General features: G+C 50.8%; 16 protein-coding genes. 13 read left to right on the plus strand and 3 right to left on the minus strand.

From position 1 onward, the window contains the following. The first annotated feature begins 16 nt into the window (after positions 1 to 16). Positions 17 to 994 (plus strand): aldo/keto reductase, encoded by a 978-nt coding sequence (locus tag L6H65_RS08725; protein ID WP_236340113.1) that lies wholly within the window; start codon positions 17 to 19, stop codon positions 992 to 994. Positions 995 to 1,085: 91 nt separating this feature from the next. On the opposite strand, the gene L6H65_RS08730 is transcribed toward L6H65_RS08725, so the two are convergent. Further along, complete coding sequence (locus tag L6H65_RS08730) at positions 1,086 to 1,631, minus strand: helix-turn-helix domain-containing protein (protein ID WP_236340114.1); 546 nt, start codon at positions 1,629 to 1,631, stop codon at positions 1,086 to 1,088. Positions 1,632 to 1,936: 305 nt separating this feature from the next. On the opposite strand from L6H65_RS08730, the gene L6H65_RS08735 reads away from it, so the two are divergent. From L6H65_RS08735 to L6H65_RS08745, 3 genes are all read left to right on the plus strand, one after another. Further along, a complete protein-coding gene (locus L6H65_RS08735) occupies positions 1,937 to 2,332 on the plus strand; it encodes a DoxX family protein (protein ID WP_236340115.1) in 396 nt (131 codons plus the stop codon). Between the two features lie 232 nt (positions 2,333 to 2,564). Then, on the plus strand, positions 2,565 to 3,335 hold the full coding sequence (locus L6H65_RS08740; RefSeq protein WP_236340116.1) for a dioxygenase family protein: 771 nt from the start codon (positions 2,565 to 2,567) through the stop codon (positions 3,333 to 3,335). 280 nt (positions 3,336 to 3,615) lie between these two features. Continuing rightward, the gene (locus L6H65_RS08745; RefSeq protein ID WP_236340117.1) at positions 3,616 to 4,743 is read left to right on the plus strand and encodes a glycerate kinase; all 1,128 of its coding nucleotides are present in this window, start codon (positions 3,616 to 3,618) and stop codon (positions 4,741 to 4,743) included. Between the two features lie 611 nt (positions 4,744 to 5,354). Here the strand turns inward: L6H65_RS08745 and L6H65_RS08750 are convergent. Further along, positions 5,355 to 5,960 (minus strand): TetR/AcrR family transcriptional regulator, encoded by a 606-nt coding sequence (locus L6H65_RS08750; RefSeq protein ID WP_236340118.1) that lies wholly within the window; start codon positions 5,958 to 5,960, stop codon positions 5,355 to 5,357. 324 nt (positions 5,961 to 6,284) lie between these two features. Here L6H65_RS08750 and L6H65_RS08755 point away from each other — a divergent pair, with 324 nt between their 5' ends. From L6H65_RS08755 to sfnG, 3 genes are all read left to right on the plus strand, one after another. Further along, entirely contained in the window at positions 6,285 to 7,739 is a 1,455-nt protein-coding gene (locus L6H65_RS08755) for a 4-hydroxyphenylacetate 3-hydroxylase family protein (RefSeq protein WP_236340119.1), read from the plus strand. Positions 7,740 to 7,773: 34 nt separating this feature from the next. Further along, complete coding sequence (gene ssuD / locus L6H65_RS08760; protein ID WP_236340120.1) at positions 7,774 to 9,009, plus strand: FMNH2-dependent alkanesulfonate monooxygenase; 1,236 nt, start codon at positions 7,774 to 7,776, stop codon at positions 9,007 to 9,009. Positions 9,010 to 9,184: 175 nt separating this feature from the next. Beyond that, complete coding sequence (sfnG, locus tag L6H65_RS08765; protein ID WP_236340121.1) at positions 9,185 to 10,261, plus strand: dimethylsulfone monooxygenase SfnG; 1,077 nt, start codon at positions 9,185 to 9,187, stop codon at positions 10,259 to 10,261. A gap of 1 nt (position 10,262) precedes the next feature. Here sfnG and L6H65_RS08770 read toward each other — a convergent pair whose 3' ends face one another. After that, positions 10,263 to 10,403 (minus strand): hypothetical protein, encoded by a 141-nt coding sequence (locus L6H65_RS08770; protein ID WP_236340122.1) that lies wholly within the window; start codon positions 10,401 to 10,403, stop codon positions 10,263 to 10,265. A 981-nt stretch (positions 10,404 to 11,384) separates the two neighbouring features. On the opposite strand from L6H65_RS08770, the gene L6H65_RS08775 reads away from it, so the two are divergent. From L6H65_RS08775 to L6H65_RS08800, 6 genes are all read left to right on the plus strand, one after another. Beyond that, complete coding sequence (locus L6H65_RS08775; protein WP_236340123.1) at positions 11,385 to 12,404, plus strand: methionine ABC transporter ATP-binding protein; 1,020 nt, start codon at positions 11,385 to 11,387, stop codon at positions 12,402 to 12,404. After that, the gene (locus tag L6H65_RS08780) at positions 12,394 to 13,059 is read left to right on the plus strand and encodes a methionine ABC transporter permease (RefSeq protein ID WP_236340124.1); all 666 of its coding nucleotides are present in this window, start codon (positions 12,394 to 12,396) and stop codon (positions 13,057 to 13,059) included. Before L6H65_RS08775 ends, L6H65_RS08780 begins: the two co-directional genes overlap by 11 nt. A gap of 33 nt (positions 13,060 to 13,092) precedes the next feature. Continuing rightward, positions 13,093 to 13,944: a MetQ/NlpA family ABC transporter substrate-binding protein gene (locus tag L6H65_RS08785; RefSeq protein WP_236340125.1), complete on the plus strand. Its 852-nt coding sequence runs from the start codon at positions 13,093 to 13,095 to the stop codon at positions 13,942 to 13,944. A gap of 176 nt (positions 13,945 to 14,120) precedes the next feature. Beyond that, complete coding sequence (locus L6H65_RS08790) at positions 14,121 to 15,863, plus strand: ABC transporter ATP-binding protein (RefSeq protein ID WP_236340126.1); 1,743 nt, start codon at positions 14,121 to 14,123, stop codon at positions 15,861 to 15,863. A 116-nt stretch (positions 15,864 to 15,979) separates the two neighbouring features. Next, positions 15,980 to 17,758 (plus strand): ABC transporter ATP-binding protein, encoded by a 1,779-nt coding sequence (locus L6H65_RS08795; protein WP_236340127.1) that lies wholly within the window; start codon positions 15,980 to 15,982, stop codon positions 17,756 to 17,758. Between the two features lie 38 nt (positions 17,759 to 17,796). After that, a complete protein-coding gene (locus tag L6H65_RS08800) occupies positions 17,797 to 18,402 on the plus strand; it encodes a class I SAM-dependent methyltransferase (RefSeq protein WP_236340128.1) in 606 nt (201 codons plus the stop codon). The last annotated feature ends 493 nt before the right edge of the window (positions 18,403 to 18,895 follow it).

Consider the following 18,895-nt stretch of genomic DNA (forward strand, 5'->3'; position numbering starts at 1 on the left):
GAGGAGGAGATTCAATATGAAGTATCGTCGTCTTGGCAATAGTGGACTTGTTGTATCGGTGATGGGATTGGGTACAAATGCTTTTGGCAAACGGTCTGACGAGATCGCTTCCACCGAGATTATTCACCACGCTATAGAAAGCGGCATTAATTTCATCGATACAGCGAATATTTATGCAGGTACGGAGTCCGAGCGGATTATCGGCCGCGCTCTGGAGGGAAAACGCCATGAGGTTGTACTGGCAACTAAGGCGGGCCTAGTTAAGGGAGACGGTCCTAATGAGCGCGGATCATCCCGTTATCATTTGCAGCGGGAGCTGGAGGATAGTCTTAGGAGGCTCAAGACGGATTATATTGACCTGTACCAGATTCATACCTTTGACCCTAATACGCCGCTTGAAGAGACATTGCGGACATTGGAGGATATGGTTCGCTCTGGGAAGGTTCGTTACATAGGCGCTTCAAATTATGCGGCATGGGAGCTGATGAAAGCGCTGGGGATTAGTGATCGCCTGGGACTCAACAGGTTTATCTCCACGCAATCCAGCTACTCTCTGGCGGATCGCACGCCTGAGCTTGAGCTTGTTCCGATGTGTCTGGACCAGGGAGTAGGCATCATTCCTTATTTCCCGCTGGCAGGCGGCATTCTAAGCGGCAAATACAACTCAACTGACGCTGTGCCAGCCGGATCAAGGGCGGATAAGGATCATAACTTCAATAAATTCCTTGATCAGCGCACAATTGCTTTAGGGCAGCAGACCAGTAAGCTGGCAGAGATTCACGGGCATACACCGAGCGCACTGTCGCTGGCATGGCTTATGGGCAGACCCGCTGTAGCGACGGTTATTGCAGGTGCAACTTCGACGGATCAATTGGAGAACAATCTGAAGAGCTTGTCTATAGAGCTTGATTCGGAAGGGCTAGGGGAAGAGCTGGATGCGATCAGCAGCCACTATCGTTATGTCGAGCCTTTCGCTATTTACCGCTTGCCGTAAGCAGAACTGCATAGTCAAACTCCGAAGAGGTCTTCTCAGTCATCGATGACGGGGGAGGCCTCTTCTACCCACTTATTATCACAGAATATTATCACAGAACATCCTCAGTATGAACTTCCCGATAGACGGAGATGAGCACCAACGCTGGCTGCTCGCCGATATTGGTCACCTTGTGGGGGACGCTGGCATTCCAGCTGAAGGCATCTCCTTCCTCAAGGATTGCAGAATCCTCGCCTTGCTCCGCTAATATTCTTCCCTTCAGAACAAAATGGCATTCCTCTCCTTCATGAGCATGGGGGTCGCCGGTGGATGAGCCGGGGGGAGACTCTACAATCATCATGCGCAGGCCGCCCTGAGCAGACAGATGCTCCACCTTCAGCTTCTCCTTGCCGGTTGTTGTATGCTTGCGCTCGTCTTGTCTCACAACATGCATACGCTGCTCCTTGCGCAGCAGCAAATACGGCAGAGGAACCTTGAGGAAGGTAGCTATGCTCTCCAGAGTAGCGATAGACGGAGAGGTTTTGTTATTTTCGACATTGCTTATGAATCCTTTGGATAGCCCGGTCCCTTCACATAGCTGAGGAATCGTCAGTCCCTTGCGCTTGCGAATAGCGCGGATCGCAGCCCCGATATCCATTCAATACCATCTCCTTGGTTTGGCAATAGATACATGATATTCATAATACCAAAAAGAAGGTTGACACTCCACAAGGAAGGTGATAAATTGTTGTTATCAAATATGAACTATTGTTCTATATAAGAATACTATTTTAAGGAGGTGGCACGAGGTGATACGCCTTTCTTTTTTGGTGGATGGTTTTGTTATATGAATAAAATATGTTTATATATAACTTCTTGATATCGATAGAAGGGTCATGATCAGGGTGCATGAGTATGGGTTCGCAAAATTTGGATAAATGAATGAAGGAGTGTTAGTAGAAAATGAAGACAAGAGCAGTTGTAACGTTGATGCGAGTAATAGTGGGGATACTATTTATGGCTCATGGAATCTCGAAATTCCAGATGGGGCTGGGCAATACAGCGGGTTGGTTCGGCAGCATTGGCATCCCGGAATTTGTTGCTTATATCGTTGCTTTTCTTGAACTGATTGGTGGTATTGCTCTCGTTGTTGGTTTTGCAACGCGGTACTTCTCGGCGGCTTTCGTCATCATGCTCATTGGGGCGATCTTCACCGCGAAGCTGGATGGCGGCTTGCTTGGAACTGACGGAATGGCAGGGTACGAATTGGATCTTGCTCTGATTGCATTGGCGGCGTACTTCACCATTGCGGATGAGCGCGGGGTCGGAGTAGATCAGCTCATCACCACCAGAAAATAAAGCTGAAGGTAACTGCGAGGCCGATGAAGAACATCTATAGCATAAGCTGCCGCAGCATTTTAAATCCGGCAGCGACATCTCCGGTTGCCTTCGCCTTCAAGGCTGGAAATGAATATGACTAACGAATATGGATGAAAAATGAATGTGAACATAGGATGAACACCGAATATGGATGAACAACGAATATGGATGAAAACGAATATGGATGAAAACGAATGAGAGGAGCTTGTATATGCTGCCTTCCTTATTTATCGCTCATGGTGCTCCGTCACTGGCAATTGAGAATCATGCGTATACCGACTTTCTGAAGGGGCTTGAAGCTGAACTGCCTAAGCCTAAAGCTATCGTCCTGTTCTCAGCGCACTGGGAGAGCAGGGAGCAGCAGGTATCCGGCGCGGAATCGTATGAAACAATCTATGATTTTTCAGGATTTCAACCTGAATTGTATCAGGTCGAATATCCTGCGTCCGGCGCTCCAGACTTGGCGAAGGAAATTCAATCGTTATTCCAGGAGCACAGTATTCCAACCAAGATCGATACAGATCGAGGGCTGGATCATGGCGCTTGGGTCGTGCTGCATCTGATGTATCCAACGGCCGACATTCCGGTAATCGCTCTGTCGGTGAATCGTTATCTGTCGAATGAGGAGCAATACCGAATCGGCATGGCAATATCCTCGCTTCGTGAACAGGATATTCTGATCATAGGGAGCGGGGGGACCGTTCATAATCTGCGGCGGCTGGATTGGGGCGCTTCCGGCGTCAATGAATGGGCGGCGGAATTTGACGGCTGGCTGGATGAGAAGCTGCGAGCATGGGATGTGGAATCGCTGTTCCAGTATGAGCAGCTTGCGCCTTATGCGAGAGAGGCTGTGCCGACTACGGAGCATTTTATCCCGCTTCTGCTGGTCATGGGATCAGGCGACACGGGCAAGAAAGCAACGCTGCTGCATCGCAGCTATCAATTCGGCAGCCTGAGCTTGAGCTGCTGGAGATTCGATTAAGTTCGGGCGTGGGCTGCCTAAGCTATCGCCATCATCGAACAATTGATTGAGATCATTCAAATAGAAGCTCGTAACTCGTAACCTCCGATTCCACACAGTTGATGTGGTTTTGGAGGTTTTTTATTTTATTAAACTGCTCTTCCTTGCACGCGATATATTTGTCGCAGAGCGGTTGATGCGCATTGATGTCTGCGAGAGCCGTCACTATAATAAGCATATGATTATGTAAACCGACAGTACGGACAGCTTGGAAGATCTAATCGAGGAAGGAATGGCGCGGATGAAAATTGTCATTGCACCAGATTCATTCAAGGGCAGTATGTCGGCGAAGAGAGTCGGCGTTGCGATTGATAAAGGGATTAAACGGGCCTTTCCTGAAATCGCTACCGTGATTATTCCGATGGCTGATGGCGGAGAGGGTACGATGGAATGCCTCATAGACGCAACAGAGGGACGGTTTGTAAAGGCGACCGTTAAAGACCCGTTAGGCAGGGATATTGAATCAGGCTTTGGCATACTTGGGGACCAAACAACCTGTATCATTGAGATGGCTATGTCCTCGGGCCTGTATCTCATCGCTCCCCATGAGCGAAATCCGCTAGTTACAACGACATACGGATTCGGTCAGCTGATTATTGCGGCGCTGGATCATGGATGCCGCAAGTTTATCCTTGGCCTCGGAGGGAGCGCCACGAACGATGGTGGAGCTGGCATGCTGCAGGCGTTAGGGGTCGAGCTGCTGAATCAGGATGGGCAGTCCGTAGGTTTTGGCGGCGGAGAATTGGATGCCATAGCGGCGATTCGTACGGCTGGGTTGGACCCGCGAATTGCGGAAAGTGAATTTGTGGTTGCTTGTGATGTGGACAATCCGTTCGTCGGCCCGAGCGGGGCTTCGGCTGTATTCGGCCCGCAGAAAGGCGCGGCGCCTGCGGTGGTTAAACTGCTCGATCGCAGCATGAATAATTTCGCCGATGCCATTCAACGTGTACAAGGGGTTGCGATCCATGATATGCCGGGAACAGGTGCGGCAGGCGGGTTATCCGGCGCTATTCTGGCCTTTCTGAATGGCAAGCTGGAATCCGGGGTATCCATCATTGCGCGGGTTATGGAGCTGGATGCCGCTGTTCAAGATGCCGACCTTGTCATTACAGGCGAGGGCCAAGCGGACTTCCAAACAGCACGCGGCAAAACCCCCTGCGGAGTCGCGCATGTTGCCCGCCAATATGGTGTCCCTGTCGTTATTTTGACAGGCGCTGTCGGCACAGGCATAGATAGCTTGTACGAGCACGGGGTAACGGCGGTTGTTAGCATTGTGAACCGGCCGATGACACTTGAAGAGGCTATGAGCGGAGCGGAGTCGCTTCTGGAAGAGGCGGCCGAAGGGATCATTCGCATTTATAATCGCTAAGATTAACGCGCGGATGAAAGCGGCGACGAAAGAGTCTGAAAGCGGACAAAACCGTCTTACAGCGAGTCGAAAGGAGCCGGAGAGGCCTGTAAGCCTGAAAAATCGCTTTACAGCTCCAACGCGCGGATGAAAGTGGCGACGAAAGAGTCTGAAAGCGGACAAAACCGTCTTACAGCGAGTCGAAAGGAGCCGGAGAGGCCTGTAAGCCTGAAAAATCGCTTTACAGCTCCAGCCGGCGGATGAAAGTGGCACCGAAAGAGTCTGAAAGCGGACAAAACCGTCTTACAGCGCGGCGAAAGGAGCCCGAGCGGCCTGTAAGCCTGAAAAATCGCTTTACAGCTCCAACGCGCGGATGAAAGTAGCGACGAAAGAGTCTGAAAGCGGACAAAACCGCCTTACAGCGCGGCGAAAGGAGCCGGAGAGGCCTGTAAGCCTGAAAAATCGCCTTACAACCTCGACGAGCCGTTGAAAATGGGTAAAGGCCTATGGAGGCGATAAGCGGAGAGCCCCGACCTCCCCCTTTTATTGCGGGGCTGGGCGAAGCTTAGACGGCTTTCCCGGAAGCTTGTCGTGAGTCGGCTCTCCCTCCTGCACCTATGTGCGGGCGCTTGTCACCTCTTTTCCGCAGCTCCCATGGCGTTGTAGATGCCGAGCAGCGACAGACGGGTGAGCTGGAGTGCCATATGATGGGGAGAATAGATCATCTGTTGGGCGAGCCATTTAGTAATAATGCCTTGAATGGAGAAGCTGATATAATCCAGCAAAATATCGAGCGGAATGAGCAGCTTTTGCTCCTTGCTTATATTGGAGATGCGGGTATAGAAGCTCTCGCGGATCGTCCCTGCCATTTGGTCGGCAAAAGGGGAGTCTGCCAGCCTGCCCAGAATGACACTGTAGAACAGCTTGTTGTCTGCAAGATGCTCGAACAGCGCGACATAATAAGGATCGAGCGTATCAAAGTCGGGCTGGTAAGGCATTGTCTGCTCACGGGCCAGCCGGGCCAGTGCCGCCAGCTTTTCATTCGTTATTTTGCTAAGCAGATCATCCTTGTCCTCGTAATGCGCATAGAACGTTGAACGGTTCACGTTGGCGCGATCGGTAATGTCCTTAATAATGATGTCCCCGACTTCCTTCTCCTGACACAATGACAGAAAAGCATCGATTATCATCCCCTGCGTGCGGCGAACACGGCGGTCCACCGCTTGACCGTCTATCATTAGCCATAACCTCCTACCTCATAAAACCAACACATTCGCGAACGATGTTGATTATCCGATAAATGAAAAATGATGAAAAACTCCTTCAATCTGCTGTGCCAAGGGGCATCCCAGCAATTCCTCTCCTAATTCTCACCCCACATATAAAACTGCAGCGTAGGATTATTGTGAAGTTAAACGATAAATACGGCGATCTATGTTGGATAACCATCACATACAAGGAAACTGATTGTTGTATAACAGGAATTATTAGCTATCATAGTAAATAAATCTGATAAAATCAATCGGAATATTTGGTTTTATTGCTGGAGGAGGGATAGACGAGTGAGGGGCGATCAATTTCTCCGCAGCTTGAATGATGGACGCAATGTATGGCTGGAGGGGAAAAGAGTGGAGAGCATCCCTGACCATCCGGCGTTCAAGGGGACTCTGACGACAATCCGCGAGCTGTTCCAGACGTTGGACGACCCGATTCTTCGAGATGAGGTGGGTTACAAAGTGCCGGGGCGCGAGCGCTATGCGCACAGCTCGTTCCTTGTCCCTTATACCGAACAGCAGCTTGCACAGCGCAGGGGCTCATTCTCCTGCTGGTCCTCGGAAACGCATGGCATGATGAGCCGATTGTCTGATTATGCACGTTCTATTGTAACAGGCTGGTATGCGGCGCGAGGTGAGCTGAGTCGTCTTGATTCCGGCTTCGAGCAGAAGATTACGGCTTATTATGAGCATGCCCGAGACAATGACTTGTTTCTGACGACAGCCATTATCGATCCTCAGATTGACCGGTCGCAGGGACTGGATGACAGCCGGATTGCGGAGCGATTCCTCCATGTGGTGCGGGAGACAGAGGATGGCATTGTTGTCAGAGGGGCCAAAATGATTGCTACCGGCGCGCCTTATACACATGATTTCGTCATCTTCTCCTTCTTGAAATTCGGAGCCAAGGACGCCAAGCATGCGCATGTGCTCATTGTGCCAGCCAATTCCAAGGGGCTGCATATCGTGTGCCGAGAGTCATTCGCCGACCACCGTGAGCAGAATCATCCGCTCAGCTCGAAGTATGATGAGATGGATGCTGTCCTGTTCTTCGATGATGTGCTCATCCCTTGGGAACGAGTGCTGTTGTATGGCGATTCGGAGAAGGTGCTAGTCCTTAGGGCGAATAAGACAGCCAATGCGCTCGCTTTTCACCAGAATGTCGTGAGGTATGTGGCCAAGCTGGAGTTCGTCACTGGCGTTTCGTTCGCGGTGGCCGAGTCGATAGGGGTAACGGGATTTCTCCACATTCAAGAGAAGCTGGGCGAGCTGCTGACGCAGATTGATGTTATCAAAGCGTTGATCATTGCGGCGGAAGCAGGGGCAAAGCCTGATGCGGCGGGTGTGCTGGTGCCGGAATTGTCGTACATCGATACGGCGCGCAATATTGGCACAAGGTTCTATCCGCGGGCGATGGAGATTTTGCAGCAGGTAGGCGCGGGCGGATTCGTGCAGACGCCTTCAGGGATGGAGGACTTCTATGGGCCGATCTCCAAGCTGATGCATTTGTACTTCGAAGGGGCGTCCGTTAGTGCAGAGAAGAAGGTTCAGCTGTTCAAGCTGGCCTGGGACTTAATCGGCAGTCCGCTAGGCGCGCGGCATGAGCTGTATGAGCGGTTCTATGCGGGCGATCCCGTGCGGGGCTATGCCAATCAATACAATGGATTCGATAAGGACCGGCTGATTGAGCCGGTGTGGAAGCTGCTGAAGGAAATAAGCAAGGGCGGAGTGACCTCCGTTTAAACAATAATATGGGATAGCTGAAGGAGGGATGGGCGTGGAGCTGTTTTGGTTTATTCCCACGCATGGTGATGGACGATATTTGGGTACGAGTGAAGGTGCAAGAGCGGTCAGCTACAATTATTGCAGGCAAATCGCCCAAGCTGTTGATGAGCTGGGCTACACCGGGGTGCTGCTGCCTACAGGCCGATCCTGCGAGGATGCATGGGTGGTAGCCTCTACGCTCGTGCCGGCAACTGAGAAACTGAAGTTTCTCGTTGCGCTGCGTCCGGGCTTAACGACACCGACGTTTGCCGCGAGGATGGCCGCTACGTTGGATCGTTTCTCGAAGGGAAGGCTGCTCATTAATGTCGTAGCCGGGGGAGATCCTGTGGAGCTGGCCGGAGACGGATTGTTCCTGGATCACGATGAGCGCTATAAGCTGACGGATGAATTTCTGTCGGTGTGGCGGCGTGAGCTGGAAGGGGAATCGGTGGATTTTGAAGGGGAGCATATACGGGTTGAGGGTGGGCAGGTTCTGTATCCGACCGTGCAAAAGCCTTATCCCCCGCTATACTTCGGAGGCTCGTCCGATGCGGCGATGGACGTTGCCGCTGATCATGTTGATGTGTATCTGACATGGGGCGAACCGCCCGCAGAGGTTGAGAAGAAGATTAATCGGATGCGCGAGCTGGCCGCTGCGAAGGGCCGTACGCTGCGATTCGGAATCCGGCTGCATGTCATTGTGCGCAAGACGGAGGAAGAGGCGTGGAAGGCGGCCAATGAGCTGATCGAACATTTGGATGAAGAGACAATCGCTTCGGCGCAGCGTATTTTTGCCAGAATGGATTCGGAAGGCCAGAAGCGGATGTCTCAGCTCCATAGGGGCGATCGCTCCAATCTGGAGATCAGCCCCAACCTGTGGGCAGGTATTGGACTCGTTCGCGGTGGTGCGGGGACGGCGCTTGTTGGCAGTGCGGACAATGTAGCTGCCCGTATGAAAGAATATGCGGCGCTTGGCATTGAGACGTTTATCCTCTCTGGCTATCCACATCTGGAGGAAGCGTACCGGACTGCAGAGCTGCTCTTTCCTAAGCTGCCGCTTCAACGTACGGAGGAGGCGGAGGACGCGAGGGCGTTTATCAGTCCATTTGGCGAAATTATCGCGAATAATAATATCCCGGAGCATCGCGTGAAGAAGGATTCCAGCTCTTCGCAAGCGAAGGCGCAAGCACAAACACAAGTACAAACACAAGCACAAGCACAAACACAAACTGCTTATTCAGCCCAATAAACGGCATGCCGATTAGTCCACTAGAGGCACTTCATCCTGATCGCAGATGATCAAGAGAAGTGTCTTTATTTGTGCACAAAAGCAGGTTGCAGGTTGAGGCGTGCTTGTTGGCATGCTGCTCTATTCAGACTAAGCAGAATTACAAAGCTCGCAAAAACCTTTAGGAGTGGTACAGATGTCGCTTAAATTCGCTTATTGGGTTCCTAATGTCAGCGGAGGATTGGTAATCTCCAAGATTCATCAGAAGACTGGCTGGTCATTCGATGATAATGCCAGATATGCGCAAATTGCCGAGGAGGTCGGCTTCGAGTTCGCGCTCCTGCAAACTCGGTTCATCGCAAGCTACGGTGCAGAGAATCAACTGGAGGCCATTACGCTTGCCTCTGCTCTGGCAACGGTTACGAAGAAGATAAATCTGATTGCCGCGGTGCTTCCGGGTTTATGGCATCCGGGAACAGTCGCCAAGATGCTCTCTACAATTGACCAGATCAGCCACGGTCGGGCTGCAATTAATGTTGTGAGCGGCTGGTTCAAGGGAGAATTTCATGGCTATGGCGAGCCTTGGCTCGATCATGATGAACGCTACCGAAGGTCGGAGGAGTTTATTACTGTTATGAGGGAGCTTTGGCAGCAGGAGGAGACGAATTTCCGTGGCAACTTCTACCGCATTAATGGTGCGCCGTTGAAGCCCAAGCCGATATCAGTTCCGCCTGTCTTCCAAGGGGGCAATTCCTCTGCTGCGCGGCAGATGGCGTCCAGAGTGTCCGACTGGTATTTCATGAACGGCAATACGTTAGATGGCTTCAAGACACAGATTGACGAGGTAAAAGGTTTGGCAGCGGCCAATAACCGCACGCTTCAATTCGGCGCCAATGCGTTCGTGATCATTCGAGATACGGAGGAGGAGGCGCGCCAAGTATTGAGGGATATTATTGCATCCTCTGACCCTGAAGCAGTTGAAGGCTTCCGCAGTCAGGTGCAGTTTGCCGGCAAAGCATCGCCGGAGCGGGAAGGGATGTGGGCGAATTCTGACTATCAGGACCTGGTTCAATATAATGATGGTTTCAAGACGGGCTTGATCGGCACTCCGGAGGGAGTTGCGGACCGTATTATCGAGCTCAAGCGAATCGGAGTAGATCTCATTCTAACGGGATTCCTTCATTATGATGAAGATATCAGAGCGTTCGGAGAGAAGGTTATTCCGCTTGTTCGCCAGAAGGAAGCAGAGCTTGCAGAGCTGCCTGTTTCCTAACCTAAATCGTAGCCGATAACACAACCCATAACACAACCCATAGCACAACCCATAGCACAACCGATAGCACAACCCATAGCACAACCGATAGCACAACCCATAGCACAACCCCGCGATTGCGGTGGATCGGCATGGTGCTCATCGGCCTACCGCTGGAGATCTTATACGAAGGCGGCGATTGAGGACTCGGTCAGCCGAGCGAAAGTTTGCACAGACTTTAAGATGTTTTGTCTCATCTGAAGGGGGTATTTTCAAGCTGAAAATGTGCCTCGCTCCACTTTTTCGAGCTGTAAAGCGGTATATTCCCACCCTATAGAGATAGTCGAAGGGGATTCTGCGGCGCCTTGCCATCTGTAAGAAGGTTTTTCAGTGTTCCAGCATGTCTCGCTCCACTTTTTCGAGCTCTAAAGCGGTATTTCCGCCTTACGGAGATAGTCGAAGAGGATTCTGCGGCGCCTTGCCATCTGTAAGAAGGTTTTTCAGTGTTCCAGCGTTCCTCGCACCACTTTTTCGTGCTGTAAAGCGGTATTTCCGCCTTACGGAGATAGTCGAAGAGTATTCTGCGGTGCCTTGCCATCTGTAAGAAGGTTTTTCAGTGTTCCAGCGTTCCTCGCTCCACTTTTTCGAGCTGTAAAGCGGTATTTTCGCCTTACGGAGATAGTCGAAGAGGATTCTGCGGCGCCTTGCCATCTGTAAGAAGGTTTTTCAGTGTTCCAGCGTTCCTCGCTCCACTTTTTCGAGCTGTAAAGCGGTATCTCCGCCTTACGGAGATAGTCGAAGCGCATTACCGTGGCGCAGCATACACCGCGTGCCGGGAGCTGCGCGCGATGCGCAAGCAGGACTGAAACAGCAGCCTGCCCGTTTGCATTTTTTGCTGCGACGATGGTAGAAATTTGCTGATGATAACAGGTGATATGTAAGGGTGGATTGATATTTTTCTATAATCCGATGGGAAATTAAGGATTTCATAAAGATCAATGCCCCCGCCTGCTTTGACAATATCCGAGTAAGATCGTATGCTTTATATGACACTTGTATAAAATACGCGATTCTATCAAATGATGATTAGATGATGATTAGAGGATAAAGTCATACTGAAATGCGGCAGCTTTGGGGGTACTTGATGATTCAGCTTATTGACTTATATAAGGAATACAAGACGAAAAAGGGAACGGTTGTTGGTGTTGATCACGTCAATCTAACGATTCCCAAGGGTCAAATTTTTGGCATTGTCGGTTACAGCGGCGCGGGGAAAAGCTCGGTGCTGCGCTGCATCAACCTGCTTGAGAAGCCAACCTCGGGCCAAGTGCTGGTCGATGGTGTGGATTTAATAAGTTTGTCCAAGAATGAGCTTCGCCTTGCGAGGCAAAATATTGGAATGATCTTTCAGCATTTTTATCTCATTAGCAGTAAAACCGTGTCAGAGAATATCGCGTTTGCATTGAAAGCAGCGGGCAAATCCAGCTCGGTCATTACCGAGCGGGTGACGGAGCTATTGCAGCTGGTAGGGCTGGCTGACAAGGCTGACCAATATCCTGCGCAGCTGAGCGGAGGCCAGAAGCAGCGGGTTGGAATCGCGAGAGCGCTCGCCAATGATCCGCATGTTCTGCTGTGCGATGAGCCGACATCTGCGCTGGACCCTAAGACGACCCAGTCGATTCTGGCTCTGCTTGGTCAGATTAATCAGTCGCTCGGTTTGACGATTGTTCTCATCACCCATGAGATGGAGGTCGTGAAGGACCTGTGTCACGGGGTTGCTATTATGCAGGATGGCCGGATTATTGAAGAGGGCGCGGTCTATGATATTTTTGCCAATCCGATTCAGCCTCTGACGAAGGAGTTTATTCAAACCACGCTTGAATTCAAGCTGCCTCAGAAGCTGCTGGATAAGCTTGATCCCGCTGGCAAGGTCGTTAAGGTGCTGTTCCGCGATGAAGCGGCAGAGAAGGCGATTATTGCGGATATGCTGAAAGCCAGCGGAATTCATGCGAATATTTTGCATGGAAAAATTGAGTATATCGGAGAGAAGCCCCTGGGCACGTTCATTATGGAGGTTACGGGAGATGCTGCCGGGATCGACAAGGCGCTGAAATATTTGGAGAGCCAATCCTGCGGCGTGGAGGTGGTAACCCATGTCAATTGATACGCTCGTAGAGCTGCTGCCGGATATGATCAAGGCTTTCAAGGAAACATTGTTCATGGTTGGGATATCATTGCTTATCGCTATTGCAGTGGGGATTCCGATAGGTATTCTCCTCTTCGTCAGCGACAAGGGGCTGTTCTCCGAGAACCGCCTCTTGAATACGGTGCTGGGCTTTGTAGCGAATATGATCCGCTCGATCCCGTTCCTGATTCTATTAGTGCTGCTCTTGCCTGTGACGGACTGGATTCTTGGCACGACCATTGGTCCTGCGGCAGCTGCGGTGCCTTTATCGGTGGCGGCCATTCCATTCTATGCCCGGCTCGTGGAGTCCTCGCTGCGCGAAGTGAACAAGGGCGTTATTGAGGCGGCTGTTGCCGTCGGCGCCAAGCCATGGCTCATTATTAAAGATGTGCTGCTGCCCGAAGCCAAGTCGGGTATTATATCCGGACTTACAATTACAGCGATCAGTCTGCTCGGATTTTCCGCGATGGCGGGTACAGTAGGCGGTGGCGGGATTGGCGATTTGGCGATTCGTTTCGGCTATTATCGCTACGACAACGGGGTTCTGTTTACAACGGTTATTCTGCTTATTGCGCTCGTTCAGATCATTCAGCTTATCGGGGATTGGGCGGCGCGCAGGGTGGATAAACGTTGATATAAAATTAGCATCAAGAAGGAGACAGACATCATGAGAAAGAACGGAGTCATTGCAGCATTGCTATCCATCGTATTGCTTTTGGCAGCAGGCTGCGGCGCCAACAACACAAGCAACGACACAACTGGGAATGAAACATCGAAGGAAAAGAAGAAGATTACATTCGGAGCAACCGCAGGCCCTTATAGTGATATGGTTACGAAAGCGATCAAGCCGATTATGGAAGCGAAGGGCTACGCGTTGGAAGTAATAGAATTCAACGATTACGTGCAGCCAAACAAAGCGCTGGCAGGCGGCTCGCTGGATGCGAACTTGTTTCAGCATATTATTTATCTGAAGAAATTTGCGGAGGACAATAAGCTGGATCTGGTTGATGTTATTAGCGTGCCGACAGCACCGATGGGTCTGTACTCCAAGAAGTTCAAAACCGTCGAAGAGATAACAGACGGAGCGGAGCTGGCGATTGCCAATGATCCTGCGAACCTTGCGCGTTCACTGCTGCTGCTTCAAGACCTTGGATTAATCAAGGTTAAAGCGGATGCCGATCCTACCAAGATCAGCGAGAAGGACATTGCAGAGAATCCGAAAAACTTGAAAATCAGCCTGCTTGAGGCAGCGCAATTGCCGCGGACAGTCGAAGGCACGGACCTCGCAGTAGTGGCAGGCAATTTTGCCCTGGCAGCGAAGATGGATCTGAACAGTGCCATCAAGCTGGAAAATATGGCGGAGAACTACCGCAATGTCATCGCAATTAATACGAAGGATAGCGACGGTCAGTTCGTCAAGGACCTAAAGGAAACAGTCGAATCCGATGAATTCGAAAGAGCAATCGACGAGTATTTCCAAGGCTTCTCCAAGCCGGAGTGGATGGCCGCGAAGCAATAATTTGGCACAGATAAGAAATAAGAACCTCCAAACCGCTCTATGTCGCGGTGCTGGAGGTTTTTTCATGCGCGGTCGTATTGGAGGCTGAATCTTAACAATTTGTTCGCGTAGACTTCAATCGGAAGGAACTGTAAGATAACATTGTTGTCTTATTTCGTGAGGAAGAGGTGAAGGTCTTGTCTTTTGTAACTCGGCTGCAATGGTTTTTTCGGCAGAGATGGGGCAGCTATGCGCTGGCAATTAGTATGATGGCCGGGGTTAGCTTGCTTACAATCATCCCTCCCAAATTGATTGGCAATATAGTCGATCATATTCGCAATAATGATTTGACCTCTGCCAGCTTGAATCAATCTGTGCTTCTGCTTGTAGGTCTTTCCTTGCTTATATATGTAATGGTATATCTCTGGATTACGACCTTATTTGGCAACTCGGCGCTCATTGAGAAGCTGCTTAGAGGACGTCTGCTTGCGAATTTGACGAAAATGACCCCGGCGTTCTATCAGCGCAACAGCACAGGGCAGTTGATGGCGCTGGCTACCAATGACATTCTGGCGATCGGGCAGACGGCGGGGTATGGCGTTATGACGCTGGTGAATACGCTTGTGGGCGCATCGGTTGTTATCATTACGATGATCTCGCTGATCAGCTTCAAATTAATGCTTGCGGCGCTCATACCGCTGCCTTTCCTGGCTATAGTCATTAACAAGCTGGGCAAAGGGGTCAGGATCCGTTTTCTTGAAGCGCAAGCTTCCTTTGGTCAAATGAACGATCATGCCCTGGAGTCCATATCCGGCATTCGTGTTATGCGATCCTATGTGCAGGAGGAGCATGATCTTGCCGCATTCGACAAAGTGACCTCGCAGGTCATGAACAAGAATAGGCGTGTATCCATTCTAAACGCACTTTTCCAGCCTACCATTTCTCTAATTGTCGGTGTAAGCTATTCCATCGGAATCGGTTATGGCGCATATCTCGTATTCGACGATCAGATTACGCTTGGTCAATTGATTTCCTTTAATATTTATTTGGGCATGCTGATTTGGCCGATGATCTCCTTCGGTGAGTTTATTAATGTGCTGCAGCGCGGAAGCGCTTCGGCTGATCGTCTGGAAACGACTATGGCTCAGGAGCCGGATCTGCAGGACCCCGAGGCGCCTGTCCAAATCGCTGTTCCTTCTTCCATTGAGATGAAAGGACTCACCTTCACATACCCCACAGCCAATCATCCAAGCCTCCAGCAGGTTTCGTTCCGACTGGAGAGGGGAGAGACGCTGGGCGTTGTAGGTAGAACAGGCAGCGGAAAGTCTACCCTGCTGAAGCAGCTGCTGCGCCAGTACACGGTTGATCGGGAGCGGCTGTTCATCGCTGATATTCCTGTCGAGCAGCTGGCTTTGGATCAGGTAAAGAGGTGGATTGGTTATGTGCCGCAGGAGCATCAGCTTCTGTCCAAATCCATTAGAGACAATATCGCCCTCGGCAAACCGGATGCATCGCGCGAGGAGATCGAGCATGCAATAAAGATGGCCTCCTTCACCTCGGATATTGCCGGGATGTCTGAAGGTCTGGGGACGATTGTCGGAGAGAACGGCGTTATGCTGTCGGGCGGGCAAAAGCAGCGTCTAGCAATCGCCCGGGCTCTGCTCGTCAATTCAGAGATTCTGCTGCTCGATGATGCGCTGTCAGCAGTCGATGCTCGGACGGAAAGCCGGATACTCCAACATATTCGCAAGGAGCGTGCAGGCCGGACAACGATTATTTCGACCCACCGCCTATCAGCGGTAGCACATGCGAACTGGATACTCGTGCTGGACGAAGGTCGAGTTGTTGAAGAAGGCACTCACGAGCAGCTTATGCTGCTTGGCGGCTGGTACAAGCAGCAGTGGGAGCGCCAGCAGATGGAAGCCAGTCTGGAAGAGTGACGAAGTACAATCAAGCAGTAACGCTCCGTAAAACTAAGCATATGCTTACGAAGCAAGTTTTACTGTGAAGAATAGTCAAGCAGTAACGCTCAGTAAAACTTTTAGGAGGCCCCAATATGCCCAAGCAATCCACGGCGAGAAGACTACTTGCGTATGCTCTCGTTTATAAATTCAGAATTATCGGCGCGCTGCTTATTCTGTGCTGCGCGGTTGGTGCTGAGCTTGGCGGTCCATATATCACCAAAACGATCATCGATCAGCATCTGTCCAAGGAAGCCGGCGAGCTGTCATCCGTGCTGGTTCTGCTGGCCTTTTATATGGGTCTGCTTCTGCTCGCCAGCATCAGCAATTTTCTGCAATCTTACTTGCTGCAATCAACCGCGCTCAGAATTATCAAAAACATGCGTATGGACTTGATGCAGCACATTCAGCGGATTCCACTCCGATACTTTGACAATACGCCGATTGGTGGAGTTGTCTCAAGAATTGCCAATGATACAGAGGCTATCCGCGACTTGTTCATGAGCTTCATGGCTACTTTTGTCGTGAGCTTCGTACAGCTATTAGGTATTTTTACAGCATTGTTTATTCTGGATGTGAAGCTAGCTCTGTATTGTTTGCTGCTTCCGCCATTGTTTGCCGTCATCATGATCATTCATCTGAAATATTCGAAGGGATTCATCAGCATCATGCGTGCGCGGCTCAGCGATATGAACGCCATGATCAATGAATCCATTGTCGTGATGCCAATCATTCAAGCTTTCCGGCGGGAGAAAGTGACGCTGCAGGAGTTTGAAGTGCTGAATGACGAGCGGTATGTCAATCAGATCAAGCAGTTCAGAGTTTTCGCTCTGTCCTCAAGGAATATTGTGGGTACAATCGGCAGCTTGGTGACGGCTCTGGTCATATGGTATTTTGGTCGGGGGGCGCTGGAATCCGCTATTTCCTTTGGTGTTTTCTATGCCTTCATCGATTATTTGGGACGAATGTTTCAGCCCATTATCGGGATATTCGATCAGCTGACGAATGCACAGAGAGCTTTTGTCTCTGCGGACAAGGTATTTGCAGTTATGGATATGGAGGGTGTGGAGGTCGAGAAGGCCAATGATACAGCTCGTCCAGAGGGTATTGTGAAATTCGACAATGTAAGCTTCGCCTATAAGGCAGGGGAGAATGTGCTGAACGGGATTTCCTTCGAGGTCCGCAAGGGCGAAACGGTGGCTTTGGTCGGTCATACAGGCTCTGGCAAAAGCTCGATCGTGAACCTGCTTCTCGGTTTCTACGAGCCTGACCAGGGCAAGATCACCATTGACGGCATAGATACCGCATCTATGTCCAAGCAAGCGCTGCGCAAGCATATGGGTATTGTGCTGCAGGACCCGTATTTGTTCGCTGGAGATATTAAATTCAATGTCAGCCTGCACAATGAGAACATCTCCATAGAGCGTGTGCGAAGCGCGCTTCGGGATGTAGGGGCGGCATCGTTTATTGAGCAACTGCCAGGTGGCTATGATGAGCAGGTGGTGGAGCGGGGAAGCACGCTGTCTGCGGGGCAGCGGCAGTTGATTTCTTTTGCCAGGGCGCTTGCCTTCGATCCTTCGATTCTGATTCTGGACGAAGCGACCGCGAGCATTGACAGTGAGACGGAAGGTCTGATTCAAGAGGCGCTAAAGGTTGTTAGTGAAGGCCGGACAACATTAGTGATTGCACACAGGCTGTCTACGATACGTGATGCCGATCAAATTCTTGTGCTGCATCGTGGCGAGATTGTGGAGCGAGGCAATCATGATGCGCTTATGGCGCTGGAAGGCAGGTATTATAAGATGTACCAGCTGCAAAAAGGAGGAGCTCCTTCCTCGATGGCTGCTTCGACTGTCAACCCATCTACCAGGTAGTTGTTGATAACCGATTGAGAAGAGAGGGCGGCAATTCAATGATGGCAATTACTCTCTATGATATGCTGTCTCTTTCACTGGTCATTGCCGTACTTCTCGCTGTGCTCTCCATCGTGTATGTGAGCTGGAGGAACGGCATCTCCCCCATGCCCTCCTCGGCTCTCGTCCGTCGTGTGGTGGCAAGTGAGATCAACCGGATGCCAGAGCGGCGCATCATTGTGGAGGCTGGCTCAGGGTGGGGAACTCTAGCGCTGCATGTGCTGCGGCAATGTTCCTGCAAGGAGCTGGTCGGGATCGAGAATTCACCGATACCACTGTGGATTTCCCGGCTCAGTGTACGGCTACTGTTGTCGCGGAAGTCCCCTTTGAGGAAGAGGATTTCGTTTAGGCGAGGGGATTTATACAGCTACCCGTTCGAAAGAGCGGACCTTGTCGTTGGTTATCTGTACCCTGGCGCAATGGAACGGTTGAGTCCCATTCTAAGCGCGAGGCTGGCGACTGGAGCCAGTATTGTTAGTGTATGCTTCGCGCTGCCGGGCTGGCGGCCGGAGCGTGTCGTTACTTGCAATGATCTATACCGGACGAAGATATATGTTTATACAAGGATGCAGGCAACGAAAACAACGGTTAATGAATGCGGATGAGCCTCCTTTTGGAGGCTTCAGATTGTTGAGAAAGTCTAAGGGCATTTCTTGCAGCAACACGGTATTCCCACTTTGTCGCGACAGCCAAAAGGGTATTCTACGACGACTTGTCATCTGTAAGAAGGTTTTTCAGCCTTACAGCGCAACTCGCTTTATTTTTCCTTGCTGTAACGCGATTTTTCCACCTTACAGCGATAGTCGAAGTGTTTTTACGACGTTTTGTCATCTGTAAGAAGGTTTTTCAGCTTTACAGCGCTCCTCGCTCCACTTTTCCTTGCTGTAACGCGGGATTTGAGACTGTCGATTAACTGTTTACAAATGAGGGAGATTCTACTTCCTTTGTGAAAGAGGCGTTGAGAAATGGGTAAATATGGGTAATTTGGCGAGGTGGAGCACATGGTGATGTGTTTTCGAGAGCTGACTGCTGCTTTTTTACCTTATGTGGCTGGCTTCGTGAGTTGCTTAGCATGTCGAAGAACCCCTGGTTTAGGGG

This window comes from Paenibacillus plantiphilus (assembly GCF_927798095.1).
Lineage (GTDB): Bacteria > Bacillota > Bacilli > Paenibacillales > Paenibacillaceae > Paenibacillus_Z > Paenibacillus_Z plantiphilus.

Bases quoted from the DNA above. Each gene is read 5' to 3' on its own strand.
- L6H65_RS08725 (WP_236340113.1), top strand. From the start codon at position 17: ATGAAGTATCGTCGTCTTGGCAATAGTGGACTTGTTGTATCGGTGATG.
- L6H65_RS08730 (WP_236340114.1), bottom strand. From the start codon at position 1,631: ATGGATATCGGGGCTGCGATCCGCGCTATTCGCAAGCGCAAGGGACTG.
- L6H65_RS08735 (WP_236340115.1), top strand. From the start codon at position 1,937: ATGAAGACAAGAGCAGTTGTAACGTTGATGCGAGTAATAGTGGGGATA.
- L6H65_RS08740 (WP_236340116.1), top strand. From the start codon at position 2,565: ATGCTGCCTTCCTTATTTATCGCTCATGGTGCTCCGTCACTGGCAATT.
- L6H65_RS08745 (WP_236340117.1), top strand. From the start codon at position 3,616: ATGAAAATTGTCATTGCACCAGATTCATTCAAGGGCAGTATGTCGGCG.
- L6H65_RS08750 (WP_236340118.1), bottom strand. From the start codon at position 5,960: ATGATAGACGGTCAAGCGGTGGACCGCCGTGTTCGCCGCACGCAGGGG.
- sfnG (WP_236340121.1), top strand. From the start codon at position 9,185: ATGTCGCTTAAATTCGCTTATTGGGTTCCTAATGTCAGCGGAGGATTG.
- L6H65_RS08770 (WP_236340122.1), bottom strand. From the start codon at position 10,403: ATGAGCACCATGCCGATCCACCGCAATCGCGGGGTTGTGCTATGGGTT.
- L6H65_RS08775 (WP_236340123.1), top strand. From the start codon at position 11,385: ATGATTCAGCTTATTGACTTATATAAGGAATACAAGACGAAAAAGGGA.
- L6H65_RS08780 (WP_236340124.1), top strand. From the start codon at position 12,394: ATGTCAATTGATACGCTCGTAGAGCTGCTGCCGGATATGATCAAGGCT.
- L6H65_RS08785 (WP_236340125.1), top strand. From the start codon at position 13,093: ATGAGAAAGAACGGAGTCATTGCAGCATTGCTATCCATCGTATTGCTT.
- L6H65_RS08795 (WP_236340127.1), top strand. From the start codon at position 15,980: ATGCCCAAGCAATCCACGGCGAGAAGACTACTTGCGTATGCTCTCGTT.
- L6H65_RS08800 (WP_236340128.1), top strand. From the start codon at position 17,797: ATGATGGCAATTACTCTCTATGATATGCTGTCTCTTTCACTGGTCATT.